Annotated in this window: 14 protein-coding genes; 8 read left to right on the top strand and 6 right to left on the bottom strand. The window is 42.4% G+C overall.

The window, feature by feature from the left end:
• The first annotated feature begins 23 nt into the window (after window positions 1-23).
• On the top strand, window positions 24-1,088 hold the full coding sequence (locus tag ICL16_RS13345) for a class I SAM-dependent methyltransferase (protein ID WP_190828331.1): 1,065 nt from the start codon (window positions 24-26) through the stop codon (window positions 1,086-1,088).
• 535 nt (window positions 1,089-1,623) lie between these two features.
• Here ICL16_RS13345 and patX read toward each other — a convergent pair.
• Window positions 1,624-1,845 (bottom strand): heterocyst-inhibiting protein PatX, encoded by a 222-nt coding sequence (gene patX, locus ICL16_RS13350; protein WP_190828334.1) that lies wholly within the window; start codon window positions 1,843-1,845, stop codon window positions 1,624-1,626.
• Window positions 1,846-2,451: 606 nt separating this feature from the next.
• Here patX and ICL16_RS13355 point away from each other — a divergent pair.
• Window positions 2,452-2,904: a helix-turn-helix domain-containing protein gene (locus ICL16_RS13355; RefSeq protein WP_190828336.1), complete on the top strand. Its 453-nt coding sequence runs from the start codon at window positions 2,452-2,454 to the stop codon at window positions 2,902-2,904.
• Here ICL16_RS13355 and ICL16_RS13360 read toward each other — a convergent pair.
• Window positions 2,901-3,164 (bottom strand): hypothetical protein, encoded by a 264-nt coding sequence (locus tag ICL16_RS13360; protein WP_190828338.1) that lies wholly within the window; start codon window positions 3,162-3,164, stop codon window positions 2,901-2,903. The two genes, ICL16_RS13355 and ICL16_RS13360, sit on opposite strands and share 4 nt — an antisense overlap.
• A gap of 606 nt (window positions 3,165-3,770) precedes the next feature.
• Between ICL16_RS13360 and ICL16_RS13365 the strand changes: the two genes are divergently transcribed.
• The 4 genes from ICL16_RS13365 to hetR all read left to right on the top strand — a co-directional run bounded on the left by ICL16_RS13365 (window position 3,771) and on the right by hetR (window position 10,750).
• On the top strand, window positions 3,771-4,817 hold the full coding sequence (locus tag ICL16_RS13365) for an alcohol dehydrogenase catalytic domain-containing protein (protein WP_190828340.1): 1,047 nt from the start codon (window positions 3,771-3,773) through the stop codon (window positions 4,815-4,817).
• 80 nt (window positions 4,818-4,897) lie between these two features.
• Window positions 4,898-6,169 (top strand): inorganic phosphate transporter, encoded by a 1,272-nt coding sequence (locus ICL16_RS13370; RefSeq protein ID WP_190828342.1) that lies wholly within the window; start codon window positions 4,898-4,900, stop codon window positions 6,167-6,169.
• A gap of 604 nt (window positions 6,170-6,773) precedes the next feature.
• A complete protein-coding gene (locus ICL16_RS13375) occupies window positions 6,774-8,576 on the top strand; it encodes a DMT family transporter (RefSeq protein ID WP_190828344.1) in 1,803 nt (600 codons plus the stop codon).
• Window positions 8,577-9,850: 1,274 nt separating this feature from the next.
• On the top strand, window positions 9,851-10,750 hold the full coding sequence (gene hetR, locus ICL16_RS13380) for a heterocyst differentiation master regulator HetR (RefSeq protein ID WP_190828346.1): 900 nt from the start codon (window positions 9,851-9,853) through the stop codon (window positions 10,748-10,750).
• A 98-nt stretch (window positions 10,751-10,848) separates the two neighbouring features.
• Here hetR and ICL16_RS13385 read toward each other — a convergent pair whose 3' ends face one another.
• On the bottom strand, window positions 10,849-11,562 hold the full coding sequence (locus ICL16_RS13385; protein ID WP_238360759.1) for a hypothetical protein: 714 nt from the start codon (window positions 11,560-11,562) through the stop codon (window positions 10,849-10,851).
• 310 nt (window positions 11,563-11,872) lie between these two features.
• Here ICL16_RS13385 and rpsD point away from each other — a divergent pair, with 310 nt between their 5' ends.
• Complete coding sequence (rpsD, locus tag ICL16_RS13390; RefSeq protein WP_190828348.1) at window positions 11,873-12,481, top strand: 30S ribosomal protein S4; 609 nt, start codon at window positions 11,873-11,875, stop codon at window positions 12,479-12,481.
• A gap of 52 nt (window positions 12,482-12,533) precedes the next feature.
• Here rpsD and moaA read toward each other — a convergent pair whose 3' ends face one another.
• Entirely contained in the window at window positions 12,534-13,523 is a 990-nt protein-coding gene (gene moaA, locus ICL16_RS13395) for a GTP 3',8-cyclase MoaA (RefSeq protein ID WP_190828350.1), read from the bottom strand.
• A 197-nt stretch (window positions 13,524-13,720) separates the two neighbouring features.
• On the opposite strand from moaA, the gene ICL16_RS13400 reads away from it, so the two are divergent.
• Window positions 13,721-14,116 (top strand): hypothetical protein, encoded by a 396-nt coding sequence (locus tag ICL16_RS13400; RefSeq protein ID WP_190828353.1) that lies wholly within the window; start codon window positions 13,721-13,723, stop codon window positions 14,114-14,116.
• Between the two features lie 302 nt (window positions 14,117-14,418).
• Here ICL16_RS13400 and ICL16_RS13405 read toward each other — a convergent pair whose 3' ends face one another.
• Complete coding sequence (locus ICL16_RS13405; protein WP_190828355.1) at window positions 14,419-15,351, bottom strand: trypsin-like serine peptidase; 933 nt, start codon at window positions 15,349-15,351, stop codon at window positions 14,419-14,421.
• Window positions 15,352-15,449: 98 nt separating this feature from the next.
• The coding region (locus ICL16_RS13410) for a CHAT domain-containing protein (RefSeq protein WP_190828357.1) at window positions 15,450-17,825 on the bottom strand (2,376 nt) is incomplete at its 5' end.

Consider the following 17,825-nt stretch of genomic DNA (forward strand, 5'->3'; position numbering starts at 1 on the left):
TAAAAAAATTCTCGCCATTTCACATGTCAGACACGTTAACGAAGCTGACTTACCAGACTTTTCAGCAAGGTAAAAATTACTTCGCGTTGACTCATAAAATCTTGAGTACGCGCTTGATGAACTTGATTTCCGCTCACGAGCGCCAAGCCATACCGTTACCGAATGAGCTATTACTTAAAGCTCAACAAAGATTGAATAATCTGCTGGAAGTAGATTGGCAGGATGCTGAGCGGGGTGTGTATCCCAAAAGCTTACTGTTTGATATCCCTTGGGATGAATTTTTCTTGTACTATCCAGCAATGTGGCTAGATTTACCCCAACTTTGGGATCGGGCTAAACACAAGAGATATCAGGAGTTTTCTGCTGATATAGATACTAGTGGTTATCCCAGCTACTACGTGCAGAATTTCCATCACCAAACAGACGGCTACTTAAGTGATTTCTCTGCTAACATGTATGACCTACAGGTGGAGATTCTCTTCGGTGGCTCAGCAGACGCGATGAGGCGACGAATTCTTGCTCCTGTGAAAAATGCGATTGTAGAGACGTTGCATGCAACGTCTCTACATCAGCGGGAAATACGTATCTTAGATGTAGCTTGTGGAACAGGTCGTACTTTAAAGATGATTCGGGCGGCTTTGCCTCAAGTATCTTTATTCGGTACAGACTTATCACCTGCATACTTACGTAAAGCGAACGAGTTATTATCTCAAATTCCCGGAGAATTACCGCAATTGTTGCAAGCAAATGCGGAAGAGTTACCCTACCTAGATAACTACTTCCATGCGGTAACTTCTGTTTTCCTTTTCCATGAGTTACCTGCAACAGTGCGTCAGCGTGTAATTGAGGAATGCTTCCGAGTTACCAAACCAGGTGGAACATTTATTATTTGTGACTCGATTCAGATGAGTGATTCACCGGAAATGGAACCGATGATGGAAAGCTTCCACGAAACTTTCCATGAACCCTACTATAAACACTACACCACTGATAATTTGGTAGAGCGTTTAGAGAAAGCGGGTTTTAATGTTATTGATACGCAAGTCCACTTTATGAGCAAGTATCTGATTGCTCGAAAGCCTGCTTAAAGTGCAAATGCGTATGTTTTACAACCCGGATTGTTGAACAATCCGGGTTTTTTAGTTGTACAAAGTACATAGAAGTGGCAATTGCTCCCAGTATTTGGACGCACGCTTAAATACATCTGGATAGAAGTTAAGTACACCAGATGGAGATAGTGATCGTACTATGAAAAACCCTGTGTAGAGGTATTAGGGCAGTGTGCCATTTTGCGTATCCAACACCATATACATAGCCCGTATTTACGTTTCTATGATTGGTAATTGTTTATGGCGATCGCCAAAACCTGCTCAATTGGGATGATTGTAATGCTTGCGATACAGACAGCGTTCCTTGCTTTCAATTATATTGCAAAGGTTAATTGCTGACTCTGAATACTAAAGCTCACCGATCCAATTCCGAGTTATTCCCTGATGCCTTGTCTCAACTTTTGTATAATTGCCAGGGAGTGTTTGTAACGAATACTAAGGTGAACACCCTGTTTCACCGTACTTTACATTCCCTTGTGACAAGACAACTGAATACAAACATGAACAAAACTAATTAGACAGCAGAAGCTGTTGTACTGAAGTGCATCATCTCTCTACGTCCACTACCACGATAAGGGGTTTTGGGCTTGGGTTTGCTAGGTTTTGCTGATAGTAACATACGCGAATTAACTGTGGATAAGATCTGATCGGGTAAAAGATTTGCAATTACTTGGTGGTCAATCAATAAGACACCAAGCAGTAAACCGGAAACCAAAAGTGAAATTGTTGCTCGCATAAGGGTGTTTATTTTAGAACTCTCCATTTCACTGATACTGAGTTTTTTTTACTGCATCCGGACAATTTACTAAATAGTATTGTTTTTTACTGCAAAAATTTTTTTGGCTATTAGGCGACATGTTCAGCCTGTAACAAATTACTACTATGGGTGTAACCCCACACCACAAGTGATCTTTTTCTCGTACATGCTATTAGTTACTGAGTAACGGGGATCGCTGTACATAAGTATCTACTAGCTACTTCACCGACTACAGATATTAATCGTGGTGAAGTTGCGATTCAATTTAAAAAGATTGTGAAAACTTGATCTAATTATTTAGTTTCCGTGAAGCTTAGTTATCCTGATTACGATATTAGTACTGAGTTAGCAATCAGTAAGGACAATTGCCATTATCATGATTCCATCTCTGGGCTACTTAAGTAATCTAGTTACCATTATAACTAATTGGAGTAGCAGTCGGCTTAACTAATGCTCATCTTGATTGATTCTTTCCCAACGCTCTTTGCATCAGCAAAGATCAATTATTTAGTCATTGCGGTTATTTCGTTAATGTAGTATATGTACTCTTATTGTAACTCACTTTTAACCACTGGGACATCGAAAATGACCATCATCCACGGGAATAGTGCATCAGTAGAGTCAGTAACAGCGCCACAAGAAGCTCAAGCGTTGCGGCAGATAGCACACATGCTCACTAACGTTGAGGGGGGTGCGAAATTAGTCGGAGCCAATGGAGAACAAGTAGATATTCCTGAGTCACTCTACCAGGTGTTACATCATGTAGTTCACGCTCTTGTCAAAGGACAAGTAATATCTGTAATCCCACAAAACTGCGAAATGACAACACAACAAGCCGCTGACTTTCTCAACGTATCACGCCCCTATCTTATTAAATTATTAGAGCAGGGAGAAATTCCTTACATCAAAGTCGGTTCCCATCGACGCATTCCTTTTGCCGATTTGATGAAATACAAAGAACAACGGGATGTGAAGCGGAGCCAATTTTTGCAGCAGCTCATCTCGATGAGCGAAGAAGCTGGCTTATCAGCACACTAAGCTGCTTGTGCCCACTCAAGTTGTTCATAACCCATACCGCCGCCGCATAGGCTCCTATCACCTTTGAAGATCGCTACGAATATGGCATCTAACACCATCTGCCAGCAGTATTTGCGCCGCATGTCCAGTTTGCCAAGACCATGCTCTATTGCCCACTTCTTGACCAGTTTGGTATCTAGTACGCCTAGCAGGTCTTTGACGTTCTGGCGCAGCATACCTATTGTTACTTTATGAGAACTTTTGATATTATGTTGGTACATAGTCTATGTCCAAGCCGTTCCATCGGCTTGATGTGGATATTATTTGTTTGAAACCCACCGCTTAGCTTTTGGTCGAGGTAGGCGGTGGTTATTAACCTTTTTATTTATTAAACCCTGATAAAAGCGGGTTGTCAAGTACTAAAAGGAAATATAGAAATGGCTAGAGAAGGAAGCATTCCTACGCAATTCAAACCGACAGGCGTTGGAGTATCTAGAAAAGCCCCGCATTCTTTTGCAATTCCAGACCCCTATGATGAGATTTTAAGGTCACTGCCCAATCGTTCGGAGAAGCTTCGACAGTGGGTTATTAAATGCATGGTAGAAGAGGGGCTGCTTGATCAACATTCATCAACTCAGCCTCCCAACAGCTAGTTAATTCTAGTACAGCTATTAATAAAGACACATTCTTGGGCAGACACCTGAATGAACGATGTCTGCCCAAGATTGCTTTGATAAACCGCGCCCGTGCGTTCGGCTTCTATGCTTAGTTGTGTTTGACTCCTGGGTTTTCTTCCCTATGCCTAGAGCAAGAAATAGCATAAAAATCATGGCTTAAAGAACACCTCTAGTGGTAAATCTATTAACGTCGAGCGATAAAAAATCAACGTGAAAGCACAAGTATTTAGAGGCGTTAATCAACTATCTTACGAAGATATCCCAGTACCTACAGTCGCAGCGGATGAAGTGCTGGTGCAGGTACAGGTGGTAGGGTTGTGTCAATCGGATATCAAAAAAATTCTTTATCCGTTGTATGAACCGCCACGGATTTTTGGACATGAAACTGCGGGAACTATTGTATCAGTTGGTGCTGAAGTACAAGGTTGGCAAGTTGGGCAACGAGTAGCGGTGATGCACCACATCCCTTGTATGCGTTGTGGCTACTGTATGAATGATAATTTCTCCATGTGTGACACATACAAGAATATTTGTACTACAGCAGGATTTGCACCTAGTGGCGGTGGTTTTGCTGAGTATGTTAAAGTTCCTGGTCATATTGTACGCAATGGGGGGCTAATTCCGATCCCCGATCGCGTTAGCTTTGAAGAAGCCAGTTTTGTCGAGCCAACTAACTGCTGTCTCAAAGCAGTGAAAAAAGCCCAAATTGCTCCAGGGCAAACAGTTTTGATTACTGGTGCAGGACCGATTGGGTTAATGTTTATTATGTTAGTGAAGTACTTTGGTGCAAAAGCTTACGCTACTGATTTACTTCCATCCCGCATTGAGAAAGCTATCAGTGTGGGCGCAGAGGCAGCCTTTGATGCCCGTGACGCCAATTTACCTGCAAAAATTCATGCTCTTACCGATGGTATGGGTGTTGACGTTACAATACTTGCTGTACCAAGTGATAAAGCTTTCTTTCAAGCCCTTGACTGTACCCGCAAAGGTGGTAAAATACTCTTCTTCGCAGAATTTCCCGATCAAATAGAAATCCCGATTAACCCAAATATTCTCTACAGACGGGAAATTGATTTGATGGGAAGTTACAGTTCTTCATACCGTCTTCAGAATCTAGCAGCTGATATTGTCTTTAATAGACGCATTGACGTACAAGCTTTAATTAGCGATCGCTACCCATTACAAGATTTAACAGCAGCAGTGCAAAGAGCGATCGCTCCGACAGAGGAAACGTATAAAATTTTGATTTATCCGTAACAGAAGACTGGCTAACAGCTAATGGCTAATAGTGCAATTAACCATTAGCCATTAGCAATCTTCCTGAAAAAGTAAAAGAAATGTTAATTATCATAGTCGCCCTACTTGCTTTTTACGTCGCTTGGAATTTAGGTGCAAACGACGTTGCTAACGCGATGGGAACTTCCGTAGGTTCCAAAGCGGTTACACTTAAACAGGCACTGATCATTGCTGGGGTGTTAGAATTTACAGGTGCAGTACTATTTGGGCAAGAGGTATCGCAAACGCTAGCGACACAAATCGCTAATCCAGCTTTGTTTGTAGATGCACCGCAAATCTTAGTTACTGGGATGGTGTCAGTACTACTCGCAGGTGGTTTGTGGTTGCAAATTGCTACCTCTTGGGGGTTACCTGTTTCTTCTTCCCATGCAGTTGTAGGTGCCATCGCTGGATTTAGTTGGGTAGCATTAGGATTAGAAGCAATTGATTGGTTTTCAATTGGGAAAATTACCCTTGGTTGGATTGTGACACCAGTAATTAGTGGTTTAATTGCCGCCTTATTATACAGTCAAATCAAACGCTGGATTCTCGACCAACCGAACCAGTTAGCACAGTTATCTGAATGGATACCCTGGTTGAGTGCGCTTTTACTAGGAGTTTTTGGCGTCATAGTACTGCCAACACTAACTCAGGGGATAACAACTTTTTTAACTGAGCAATTTGGTTTAAATCTACCTGCCCATGATATTCCCATCATCACAGGTATTGTCGCAGCAGTGGGACTAACCTTTTACAGTTGGCGAGATTTAAACTCACAAACTCACAAACTCACAAACTCACAAACTCCCCTGCCTCTGATTGAGCGTACCTTTGGGCGATATCAATTATTGAGTGCTTGCTTTGTGGCTTTTGCTCATGGTTCTAATGATGTTGGGAATGCAATCGCTCCTTTAGCGGCGATCGCCTACATAAATAGTACTGGTAGAGTACCATTAAATGGCATTACCATCCCCATCTGGATTTTAGTAGTTGGCGGGGCTGGGATTGTTGGTGGTTTAGCCGTTTGGGGTAAAAAAGTGATTGCTACCATTGGTGAAAGCATTATTACGTTACAACCAAGCAGTGGATTTTGTGCTGAACTTGCTACTGCAACCACTATCTTACTAGCATCTCGAATCGGTTTACCTGTCTCTACGTCTCATGCCCTCGTTGGCGGTGTAGTTGGGATTGGGCTGGTGCAAAACGCCAAGTCACTGCAATTCAAAACCCTCCAAGGGATTGGTGCTGCATGGCTAGTTACAGTTCCCTTGAGTGCAGCTTTATGCGCTACCATCTTCAGCATCGCTCGTTTAGTAACTGAAAATGCAAATTAAAAATTAAAAAATAAAACAGTTTTTTTGGTCTAATATACAAGTAATTGTAGGGGCAATAGTTGGTTTAGCCCTAAATTTCTGCCAAAAAATTCAAATTAAAAATTAAAAACTGAAGCCGAAAACCCACACAGTGTGAGCCATTGACGATTAATAGTCAGTAGAGGTGTGTCACCGATGGGGGGTAATTATCCTCTGGTGAAAATTATGGTGTGAAATGTATCATATATTTTATCGTCATGATCACCGCAACAATGCTGATCGGAGTGGGTTGAACTTAAGGTTCATCTTACCTGTGAGCAAGTTCCTCCTTTGAGTCGTACATGCTCATATAAAAGCATAGTTGTGGCAATAGTTTAGCTATATGTATTACCCAGTTATTACTCTGGTTCACAATGACATAAATAGCACCTTTGTTCCCAACGACCAAATCCAGAAAGCCTTTGATTAGGAGGTGATATTTTTTTCCTAAAAAAATATCTTTTGACCAGAGTTGAGGAAAATTGTCCAGTTAATCTGACAAAATACAGGAAACATTAATAACACAACCGCCGATCAAGTTAGCATGATGCTACTTGGTTGTCAAGGGGTGAGAGGCTAGAGACTAATGGGGCGATTTGATCATCGATCACAAAATCCACGAGAAAACGAGCCGTTTGCAACTGCACAAACAGCTATCAAAGCTGTGACTGAGGAATTGCAAATCATCCAGCGCACTCTACTCAAGTCGATGCAGGAAGATGTAAAGCGGCTACAGATGGAAAAAATGCGGCTAGTTGAGGATATTAAACGGTTGCAAGATGAGAAAGAACATGTACAGCAAGGGCGACAGATAAATGAACAACAAGCTTTAGTGCGTCAGTTAGCGCAAGTATTGGCTAATCACATATCCGCACAACTACAGTCGCAGTTGGAGAATTTAGCTAACCAGACGATGCAGCATCCTTCAAATGTTGGCGAAACAGAAAGTGGAAGTACCGCAGAAAAACTGCTTGGTGCAGTTGATGACTCTGTTACCATTGCCTACAAGGTACTGCAACAGGATCTGAAAAACTACCAAAGCAATCTTTCTCAACAGTTGTCTCGAATGTCGGTTCAACAGCAGCAAGGAGAAGTGATTCTAGCAGAGTTAGTGAATCGTCTGCGTGCAACAGTAGAACAAAAACAAGAATCTTCTCCCATCCAAGAGTTAGAGCCTGCCGAATTTATACTTAGCCCTACTATTCCCGAAAGTTCTGCTAATGAAGAGGTTTATTTAGAAGATACCAGTTCCCAATCTACTCCAATTGTAACAGATACAACTCCTAAAGAAAAGAAATCGCTATCTTCTTCGCCTCGGTTACCTGGAACTCTCAATCTCTTGAGTTCAGGTTTATGGCTGATTGTGTTGTCAACAGTGATTTCTTCTGTTTACAACGTCGCTATTAAAGTGATTTTTCACTCCTCAATCCAAATGTTTGGGTTGTTTCAAGTAGAACGTTTGCTGACGCCGACTTTGGGAAATTCTCTATTCATTATGATGCTACGAATGCTGGTGGTTGTACCACTAATGTCACTTCTAGCTCCCATACTACATCCTAGAGTATGGCAAGACTTACAAAACTTGCTGGACTCGGTACAAGATTCGCGCACTGGGGCAAATGTCACAAATCAGAGAGTGTTGATTTTATCGGCAATCAGCGGATGCTTTTTGTTTTTGTCTCAAGTGTTACTATATCTCGCCATTGGTCAATTTCCCACAGGAGTTGCGATCGCACTTTTCTACATCTACCCAATTGTGAGCGGGCTATTGTCATGGATGCTGCGCCAAGACTCATCTAACACTGTGGGAAGCACAGTGAGACTGAGCTTATATAATACCAGTGCGATCGCCGCAATTAGTTTTGGCTGTTTGCTGCTGTTGTTGGGTAGCACAGTGCTACAGGGTAATATCTGGTTGGGAGCTAGCTCAGCCATTGGTGCAGGAATTGCTTTTGCTTTTTACGTAGTTCTCACGCGCATATGTGCAGCTAAATTGCATCCAGTTTCTTTCACCTTAATCAACTTTGCTACCATGCTGCTGCTATCATTCATCGGTTTAATACTCCCGTTACCTGCAACTTGGAGTTTCCAAATTAACCGCGCTAAATTGCTAGAAATAATTTTAAGTGCTTTGATTTTGGGGGTACTAACACTGGGCGGTTATGTGCTGAATCATTTTGGGATTCGCAAACTTGGTGCAGCACGTTCGGCTATTTTTGGTGTCAGTGTTCCAGTTTTAACAGTAATTTTCGCCGGCTTGATTATTCAAGAAACTTTACCACCTCTGCAAATTTTAGGAGTGTTACTAGTTACTCTGGGCGCAGCTAGTTTCAGTTATGAAAAAATGCAAAGAGCTAACAAACTTTCCCGATTTACGAATTTATCCTAGAACATAGAAAATATAGGCTCAACACTAAAAGCCAAGGCATCAATGCAGCAAAGCTGATGGCTTAATTTGACTTGATATTCTCGTGATTATTTCAGTAGGAGTCAGGAGTCACGCCCGTCTGAAGTCGTTTCTATAGTTGACTCAAATTTTTCCGTGTTGATGGGTGTAACTACAATATAGACAGCACTACAACCAATTACAAGTATTTAAATTAATTGTATATTAATCATGACTGATTTCTGCATTTGATTGATGGTATTGTCAATAAGAGTGACAAGTATTTTCAGCAGATGTGGCAAGCAAAAATTAACTTTTTTATTCAATTTGAGTAAATTAGACTTGTAGTAAATACCAGAGTGTGACTGAACTTCATTAATTATTTAACAGAACTTTTTTGCATAATAGATACAATTAACTAATTTTGTATCGCTACTAACATATCAAACTAGTCTATATTGATAGGATTAGCAGAAATGTTGTTAAAAATCAAAGGTATTTAGAACCTTGAATGATCTCCTCTATTTGAGGTGTATGAATTCCCCTCAAACAAGTTCCCCATTTTGGCAAAAAATATGCAACCGCAAAAATTTCAGCGGCAGATCGAGACGTGCCGCGCCCACACTGCTGCTAGAAATAATCAGAATTTGCCAGCTGACTACTTGCACGCTCTCCAGTTATACTGGAGGAATATCTATGACAGTACGGTTAGCTGAGCGAAACAAGTTCTGACAAACATCGTAGACACCCGGTTTTCACGCTCATTCCCACGCTGACAAAAAAGCAGAGCTATCGCCAAGATGTTCTGGCAGGGTTGGAGTCAGCACTAGAATAAATTGTTGAGAAAATATAATTGTTTTTTAAAACATATTTTCCCCAACTGCTTTAGTGCCAATGATCCCACCAGAAACTGTTCTTTCTGTAGCAAGGCAGATACATACAAGAACGGCATTGTTGGACTATCTAGTCAGTCCCCCAAAGCGATCGCTGTCTCGAAAAACTGCACGAAGACAGAAGATAGAATAGTTGCTCTAGCGGAAAAATCCGTATAAAATCAGCCTTAAGGTGGAAACACCGAGGCAAACAGTACTTGCTTTATGCAAGACAATACGGATAAACTCACAGATTATGAAAACCATTGGTCGTCATAATTAATGCATAATTGAATCATCAAGTATGTGAAAACTTTACTGACGGTCGGGTGTATACTACATAGTTTCATTTTTACTTTGCTTTGACTGAAAACTTTGTAAACGTGCTATTCAACAATTTGTAATATGAGTAATGACGTAGATCTGATTAAGCGTCTAGGCCCCAGTGCTATGGATCAGATCATGCTCTACCTAGCATTTAGTGCTATGAGAACAAGCGGGCACAGACATGGGGCTTTTTTAGATGCAGCGGCTACGGCAGCAAAATGTGCTATATATATGACCTATCTCGAGCAGGGACAAAACCTGCGGATGACAGGACATTTACATCACCTCGAACCAAAGCGGGTGAAAATTATCGTCGAGGAAGTTAGACAGGCACTAACTGAAGGTAAACTGCTGAAGATGCTCGGTTCTCAAGAACCACGCTATCTGATTCAGTTTCCCTACGTCTGGATGGAAAAGTTTCCTTGGCAACCAGGGCGCTCGCGTGTTCCCGGAACAAGTCTGACATCAGATGAAAAAAAGCAAATTGAGCAGAAACTACCACCGAATTTGCCCGATGCTCAAATTATTACCTCGTTTGAGTTTCTGGAATTGATTGAGTTTTTGCACAGGCGATCGCAGGAAGACTTGCCCGAAGGACACCAGATGCCTTTAAGTGAAGCTTTGGCAGAACATATTAAACGTCGTCTGTTATACTCTGGTACAGTCACACGTATTGATTCTCCTTGGGGAATGCCTTTCTACGCTCTGACTCGTCCTTTTTATGCTCCAGCCGACGAGCAAGAACGCACTTACATCATGGTGGAAGATACCGCTCGGTACTTCCGCATGATGAAAGACTGGGCAGAAAGGCAACCAAATGCAATGCGTCTTTTAGAGGAATTAGATATTCCACCAGAAAAAATGGATCAAGCTAAGGAAGAATTGGACGAGGTAATCCGCGCTTGGGCAGACAAATATCACCAAGACGGGGGAAAACCAATGATTCTACAAATGGTGTTTGGCTCAAAAGAAGACTAAAATGGAGCGAAAAAAGAACTCAGGACTAAGAACACCCTCGTCAGAATATTCTGAGTTATGCGTTCAAAGTTCTGTGTTCTGTTGAGAGTGAGTATGAATTACCGCTCTTTAGGTTGACTCTGATTGGGCGCAGTCACAGGAGGCACCACAGGTGTTGGCGTAGTTGAAGGTGCGGTAATGGGAGGTTTCACAGCAGGACTAGGCGTTGTATCAAAAGTAGGCTTGAATTCCACTCCTCGATTAGTTGCTGGTATAAAGTTAGGCAAAAATCCACTGATGCGATCGCCTGCATCGATACAACTTTCGAGCGCTTGATTGGTAGCAAAGTCAATTTCTGCACGCAATCCAACTACGCATTGAGCAAAGCTCACAGGTGATAAACTACGACCACAATAACCCAATACTCCTGGGTTTACTGCTTCTTTAGTGTATTGATTGATACCAGTAACGCAGGTGGATAAGTCCAATGGACGCCGTGCTTGACGACAGGGTGACAACGCATCAGTTGCGGGAATTTGCGTTTGCCGTTGTATTCTATACACACACGCCGATAAATCATTAGGACGCAATGCTGTCGCACAAGCTTGAGATGCACTCTCCGCCGTGATCCCCACACTTAAAAGTCTTGCTGCACAAACACGGTAATCATTACTATAGGAAGCGGTAACAGCCACACTCGGTGAACTCGTTGCTACCCATCCAGCCACAGCTAACAAGGGTACAACAAGTCTCGTCGATTTAGAATACGATTTGCTCAGCAGTTTGCCAAACTTGAGTAAGCAGGGATATTCACTGTTTTTGTTCTTTAACATTACTTATATTTCTCCAAACACCCAAGGATATGCTAGCTTACAAACCTAAGCTCTGAGGTGTTCACACAATACACTTTCGCACTGCTAAAATTTAATAGAATGTTATTGCTTGCATTACTACCCATAATGCATATATAATATTATATTTTGAGGGTCAAAATACCTAAGGCAGGCGCTTGTTCACACGCCATGCTAGCGGACTTACCGCAAGGTATCAATAATCCTCTGGCTTCACTTGCTTTATAGCTAAGGGAGCTTCACTCATTGTATGTCTGAGTAAAATTTTAGCAGGATTAGATTAAGGAAACTCATGTCCCGATACAGAGGGCCACGCCTAAGAATTGTACGTCGCCTGGGAGACTTACCAGGATTAACCCGTAAAAGCGCCAGACGCGCTTATCCCCCAGGACAACATGGTCAAAACCGCAAGAAGCGTTCTGAATACGCCATCCGGTTGGAGGAAAAGCAAAAACTCCGCTTCAACTATGGTTTAACAGAAAAACAACTGCTGCGCTACGTGCGTAAAGCAAGACGTGTAACTGGTTCTACCGGGCAAGTGCTGCTGCAATTGCTAGAAATGCGTCTGGATAATACAGTGTTCCGCATGGGTATGGCACCGACAATTCCCGCTGCCCGTCAACTGGTAAATCACGGACATGTGACAGTTAATGGTCGTGTTGTTAATATTGCCAGTTACCAGTGCCGTCCGGGCGAAGAAATTTCTGTGCGCAATCGCGATAAATCCAAGCAATTGGTAGAAAATAACTTACAATACCCCGGTTTAGCTAACCTCCCCAGCCATCTCGAATTTGACAAAAACAAATTGGTTGGTAAAGTTAATGCTGTAGTTGAACGTGAGTGGGTGGCGTTACAAGTTAACGAACTACTCGTGGTGGAATACTACTCACGACAAGCTTAAGAGTCATTTGTCCTTGGTCATTTGTCATTTGCAAAAGACTTTGGACAAATGATTATCCCCCAATTTGTGACATAGTCCGAGTATAAATACCTTCGTTACTACCTGAATAGCGCTGTTTATAGTTGATTTCGCTTTTGATTTCTAACAAGTCTTTTACTTGATTTCGCAATACAGAAGTACTGACACCGTTGCGCAAAGCGGTTTTTAAATCAATTTGACCATTTTCATTTAATAAACAAGGGCGCAACCAGCCATCGGCAGAAAGACGCATCCGGTTGCAGCGATCGCAAAAGCACTCTGACATCTGACTGATAAATCCCAGTGTTCCCTTTGCTCCAGGAATTTGAAACACATCAGCAGGTCCATTACCACGAATTTGAGATTCTGTCAATCCCCAACGTTGACTAATGCTTTGGCGCAACTCAACAGAAGGTATCCAACCGCGATCGCCAAACAAATCAGCATTACCGATGGGCATAAATTCAATAAACCGGACATGCCATTGTTTGTCAATGGTTAAAGCTGCAAGATCAAGAATTTCATGGTCGTTGACGCCGGGGATCACCACTACATTAAGTTTAAGTGGATCAAATCCCACATTGTATGCAGCTTGAATGCCATGCCAAACTTTTTCCCATTGAGAACGACCACGATTGCCGATAATTTGGTCAAAGGTGTCTGAATCAAGGGAGTCCAAGCTAATATTAATTCTTCGTAGACCTGCATTATACAGGTTTTGTGCCATTGGAGCAAGTAAAAAACCGTTGGTGGTCATAGATAAATCTTGGGTTTGGGGGAGGGTGGCGATCGCTCCTACCAACTCCACCACACGAGGACGCAGTAGAGGTTCTCCCCCAGTTAAACGAAACCGCGTAAATCCCACAGGGATAAATACTTCTTTAATGAGGGTGAGCAGTTCCTCATCTGTTAATAACTGTTGCCTCAAGATATAGTCTAGCTCCGCTCCCTCTGGCATACAGTACTGACAGCGAAAGTTACAGCGGTCAATTAAACTAATGCGTAAGTAATCTACTTGGTTCATGTTGTAATTTTGGATTTTAGTTGCGCGATTTTAGATTTTGAAGATATTGATTGTTGGAGTTGGAATAATTTAAGTGTTGTAAAATCTAGAAAAATTGTGTTATTTTATACTTTATAAAAACGGGTAGAAACCTTGCTTCCGTCATTCTAACGATTTATAACTTAAAATTTACTTAGAAAGTTGACTTTCACTTATTTATGAGCTATTCAGATCCTAACCGCCTAGACCGTATAGAAGCATTGGTAGAATCAAACAGCCGACAGCTTACCCAACTCGGACAGACTACTCAGTTTTTAACGACAGCTCAGCTAGAATTAGCTAGATCAATGGATGTCCTAATTAGGAGAGTTGACAGAGTTGAGGATCAAGTCTCACAATTGGCGCAATCACAACAAGCTCTGATAGAATCACAGCGATCGCTCGCTCAAAGCATGGAAAGGATGACTGTTGTACAAACGCAACTTGCAGAGCAACAAGGGCGACTTGTAGAGCAACAAGGGCGACTTGCAGATGGGCAAGCTTCTACTAATGCAGCAGTAGAAAGATTAGACAGAATTTTGGATTATTTGATTCAGCGTGATGGCGAACGATGAACTATTTAACGGAATTCCTATTTTAAAACCTCAACATTTTCTTAGTTCTTATAGCGCTTTTCATCTTAGTGAGGTACACTACCCCTCCCGAGCCCTCCCCTTGGAAAGGGGAGGGCTGGGTGGGGTTTACGCCATTAACTTGCTGCTGTATTTCCCAGTGTAAGTGGATAAGCGCAAATAAAATTATGTATATAAATAAATTTTAAGCGTAGGGTAGGCAAATTGGGGTGTGGATTTTCCGGACCCAATATTGCCGTTGCGTTAACCAGGAGTACGGCACCATTCCTGTTAATTTTGGTGCATTAATCGAGTCCAAATAAACGATCTAAGAAAGATATTTTCACAGCCAGGTTCACCTTCCCACGAATTTCAGCGTTGTTAAGAGCGACAATGTGAGGTTGACCATTAATTGAAGCAAGGATTGCACCTCCAGAAGAACCACCAGTAGTGTCGCAGTTATGTAACAAAATTCCTTCCTGTTCTCCAAGAATGCTACATTTAAAGTGAACTCCCGCAGTCATTCCAGGACCGGCGTTGAAACCCTGATAGGGTTTTTTCCGGGGATCGGGAAAGTCACCAGAGTAGCCAGCAAAGACGACTTTCTCTGGGTTCTCAGTAAAGAAAGAAGATGGCAAAGATTTCCATCCTAAATAACCGTACTTCTGCCCAAGGGGCTTGTTAAGTTTTACAACAGCCCAATCATTTACATCGCCACTACTATCCTTAAAGTCTGTACCAACAACAACTCGCTCTACAACTGCTATATCTGTCTTATCCACATCACCATTAATTAAGTTCGGTAGAAAAAGGATTTCTTTACTTAATTTATGGGTATCAGGATCAATGACGCAGTGGGCATTAGTCAAGACTAGATCTGAGGCAATTAAGGTTCCTGTACAATGATAACCTTGACCGTCGGCGTTTATTCCTTGAACGCGACCAATTGCTGACCAAGGATATTTTTTGCTAGTCATAGGGACACGATCATCATTGCCAATTACTGTCCGCGTTCCTCCCTCATTCGGTTTATCTGACTGGCTTAAATTAGGAGGCAAGAAAGGCTTACCATTGCCTTGCAACTTCATATTCGCGGCATCTTGGACTTTGATCAATTTCGGTGGGGTATTCTGTTTAGATTCAGTCTGAGCTTGGACGGATACTAAAGTACCAAAAATCGTCAAACTGAGAATTCCCGCTAAAAATAGAGCAAATTGTTTCATGTTCAAGTTATTCATTGCTAATTTCTCCTTTATTCATTCATTGGTTACTTGTTTCCAGGCTGAGCCTAGTTATGCAATTACATACAACTGCAATGCCATACAAGTATTTCCTATCATCGCCACTCACCTTGTAATGTGAATGCAGCCCAATAATAAGGATTTTGCCATTGTTGTTGCTGCCACATACTCAGTTGTGCCGCACGTAAGGCAGCAGTAGGCGACTTCCCTTGCTGCAACATCTGTTTGTAAAACTCCTGCATCAACATTGCTGTACCAAAGTCATCAACTTTCCACAACGACACTACCACTCTTGCCGCACCTGCATACATCAACCCTCTTGTCAAGCCTACTAATCCTTCTCCACTGACTTCCTTTCCTAGCCCGGTTTCACAGGCGCTAAGTACTAACAGTTCTGCGGGTAAGTTGAGGTTGAAAATGTCACCCAACCTTAGGTAGCCTCGAACAGGTTTACCAAGTTTGTCAAAAAGCGAGAGGACAATACCTGATAACTCTGGGTTAGTGCTGTCAGCGAAACCGTGGGTAGCAAAATGTATGTAGCGATATTGTTGCAACTGTTGATTATTTGCCCAGGTGTAGTTGGCATCAAAATCAAACACCTCTAAGCGATTTGATGAGGGGACAAGTTGTGAAATTGTCTGTGCTTCAGTGCGAGTCCCTTCTAGTCGCTCCCATGAGTTGCGGTTGAGATTTTTTGCCGCCCGTTTTAGGGTAGACTGTTGTAAGTCGAGGTCAGGGGCGATACCCACAGGTTTTCCAGTGACTCGCGCATCGTCGGCGCTGAATACGGGATCGGCAAGGATGGCTAAGGTTTTTGGCGCAACTTTGCGTCCTGTGAGTTCTTGGCGTTGAAGGGCGATAGTTGTGGCGGAAGGTAGATTGATGATTTCATGGTTGATAAGCAGAGGTTGAGTTTGCTTTGTTAGATCGCTTAAGGCAGCAAAAGGCACATACTGCAACGCCCCATCACCGACAATCAACAGCCGCTTATTTCCTAATTGTGCGGCGACTGGTTGTAAAAGCATTTGACTGAGTTTGAGCGCCAAGTTGACATTCGCCGAACCTGATGCAGAACCATGCTCCACTTTAATTCCTCTTCTAGTGTAAAGATTATTACCTGAGTTATTCAACAACTGATAAAATTTCTTAGCAGCAGCTTCGATTTCGGTACGTTTTGGTAGTTCGTAACTGGTAATGCTGGTTTGAGTCACTGCCCAAAGATAGCTGCGTTTTTCACCTAAGGAATATTGCAATAATAGGGTATCTTTATCTATTTGTTGCTGAATTTCGGGTAACTTTAGTGGAGAGGGATACTTCAGCGCTGCGTATTTAGGGCTACTGGTACGGATTTTGGTTTGCAGTTCTTTGTGTTGGTTTATGAGATCTGAGACTTCTTTTTCCAGCTTACTGGCACTGGCTAGGGCAATGGGATCTTTAATTTTGCGACTATTAACTAGATCGAACCGGAGTTTTTCCTTAGCATCAATTAATTCTTGTAAGCGTTTTTCCTCTGCCAAGAGTTTAGGATCAACATCTTTACGGATACCTGCTTTAGCTTCGGTAAGGAGTTCTAAAAGTACCCTAGCACGCGATCGCTCGCTGATATGCAGTGCTTGTGCATTGTATCCCATTGACGGGTCTTTTTTGTGCAGTTGCATCAACAGGTCGATTTTGATTTGATAATAATCTTGCACTGATGCAAAATAGGAAGTGCGTAAATCTGGAGAGACAATTAAAGTACGTAAGTCTTCAATGATATTGATCGCACCCTCGATATGAGTGAGTGCTGCAAGTAAGTTGTTTTTGCTGCTTTCAAGCAAAGCCAGATTACGAAGGGTAATAGCTTCCCCACCTTTGTCCCCCACCGCACGAAGCAACAGCAGTGCTTGGTCGTAATATGAAAGTGCTTTTTGTTTTTCTCCTAAATCGTCGTAAACTGCCCCGATATTATTGAGGGTTCGAGCATCCCCACCTTTGTCCCCCACCGCACGATACAACGGCAGTGCTTGGTTGTAATATGAAAGTGCTTTGTGCTTTTCTCCTAAATTGTCGTAAACTGCCCCGATATTATTGAGGGAAGTAGCTTCCTTACCTTTGTCCCCCACTGCACGAAGCAACGGCAGTGCTTGGTCGTAATATGAAAGTGCTTTTTGTTTTTCTCCTAAATCGTCGTAAACTTTCCCGATATTATTGAGAGAAGTAGCTTCCCCACCTTTGTCCCCCACTTGACGATACAACGGCAGTGCTTGGTCGTAATATGAAAGTGCTTTGTGCTTTTCTCCTAAACCTGAGTAAACTGCCCCGATATTATTGAGGGAAGTAGCTTCCCCACCTTTGTCCCCCACTGCACGATGCAACGGCAGTGCTTGGTCGTAATATGAAAGTGCTTTCTGATTTTCTCCTAAATCGTCGTAAACTTTCCCGATATTATTGAGAGAAGTAGCTTCCCCACCTTTGTCCCCCACTTGACG

The organism is Iningainema tapete BLCC-T55 (assembly GCF_014698965.1).
In the GTDB taxonomy this organism is placed as follows: Bacteria; Cyanobacteriota; Cyanobacteriia; order Cyanobacteriales; family Nostocaceae; genus Iningainema; species Iningainema tapete.

Excerpts from the sequence above, each read along its gene's own strand:
- ICL16_RS13400 (WP_190828353.1), top strand. The coding sequence starts at position 13,721 with ATGAGCTATTCAGATCCTAACCGCCTAGACCGTATAGAAGCATTGGTA.
- moaA (WP_190828350.1), bottom strand. The coding sequence starts at position 13,523 with ATGAACCAAGTAGATTACTTACGCATTAGTTTAATTGACCGCTGTAAC.
- ICL16_RS13370 (WP_190828342.1), top strand. The coding sequence starts at position 4,898 with ATGTTAATTATCATAGTCGCCCTACTTGCTTTTTACGTCGCTTGGAAT.
- ICL16_RS13360 (WP_190828338.1), bottom strand. The coding sequence starts at position 3,164 with ATGTACCAACATAATATCAAAAGTTCTCATAAAGTAACAATAGGTATG.
- ICL16_RS13345 (WP_190828331.1), top strand. The coding sequence starts at position 24 with ATGTCAGACACGTTAACGAAGCTGACTTACCAGACTTTTCAGCAAGGT.
- ICL16_RS13355 (WP_190828336.1), top strand. The coding sequence starts at position 2,452 with ATGACCATCATCCACGGGAATAGTGCATCAGTAGAGTCAGTAACAGCG.
- ICL16_RS13385 (WP_238360759.1), bottom strand. The coding sequence starts at position 11,562 with ATGTTAAAGAACAAAAACAGTGAATATCCCTGCTTACTCAAGTTTGGC.
- rpsD (WP_190828348.1), top strand. The coding sequence starts at position 11,873 with ATGTCCCGATACAGAGGGCCACGCCTAAGAATTGTACGTCGCCTGGGA.
- hetR (WP_190828346.1), top strand. The coding sequence starts at position 9,851 with ATGAGTAATGACGTAGATCTGATTAAGCGTCTAGGCCCCAGTGCTATG.
- ICL16_RS13375 (WP_190828344.1), top strand. The coding sequence starts at position 6,774 with ATGGGGCGATTTGATCATCGATCACAAAATCCACGAGAAAACGAGCCG.
- ICL16_RS13405 (WP_190828355.1), bottom strand. The coding sequence starts at position 15,351 with ATGAATAACTTGAACATGAAACAATTTGCTCTATTTTTAGCGGGAATT.
- patX (WP_190828334.1), bottom strand. The coding sequence starts at position 1,845 with ATGCGAGCAACAATTTCACTTTTGGTTTCCGGTTTACTGCTTGGTGTC.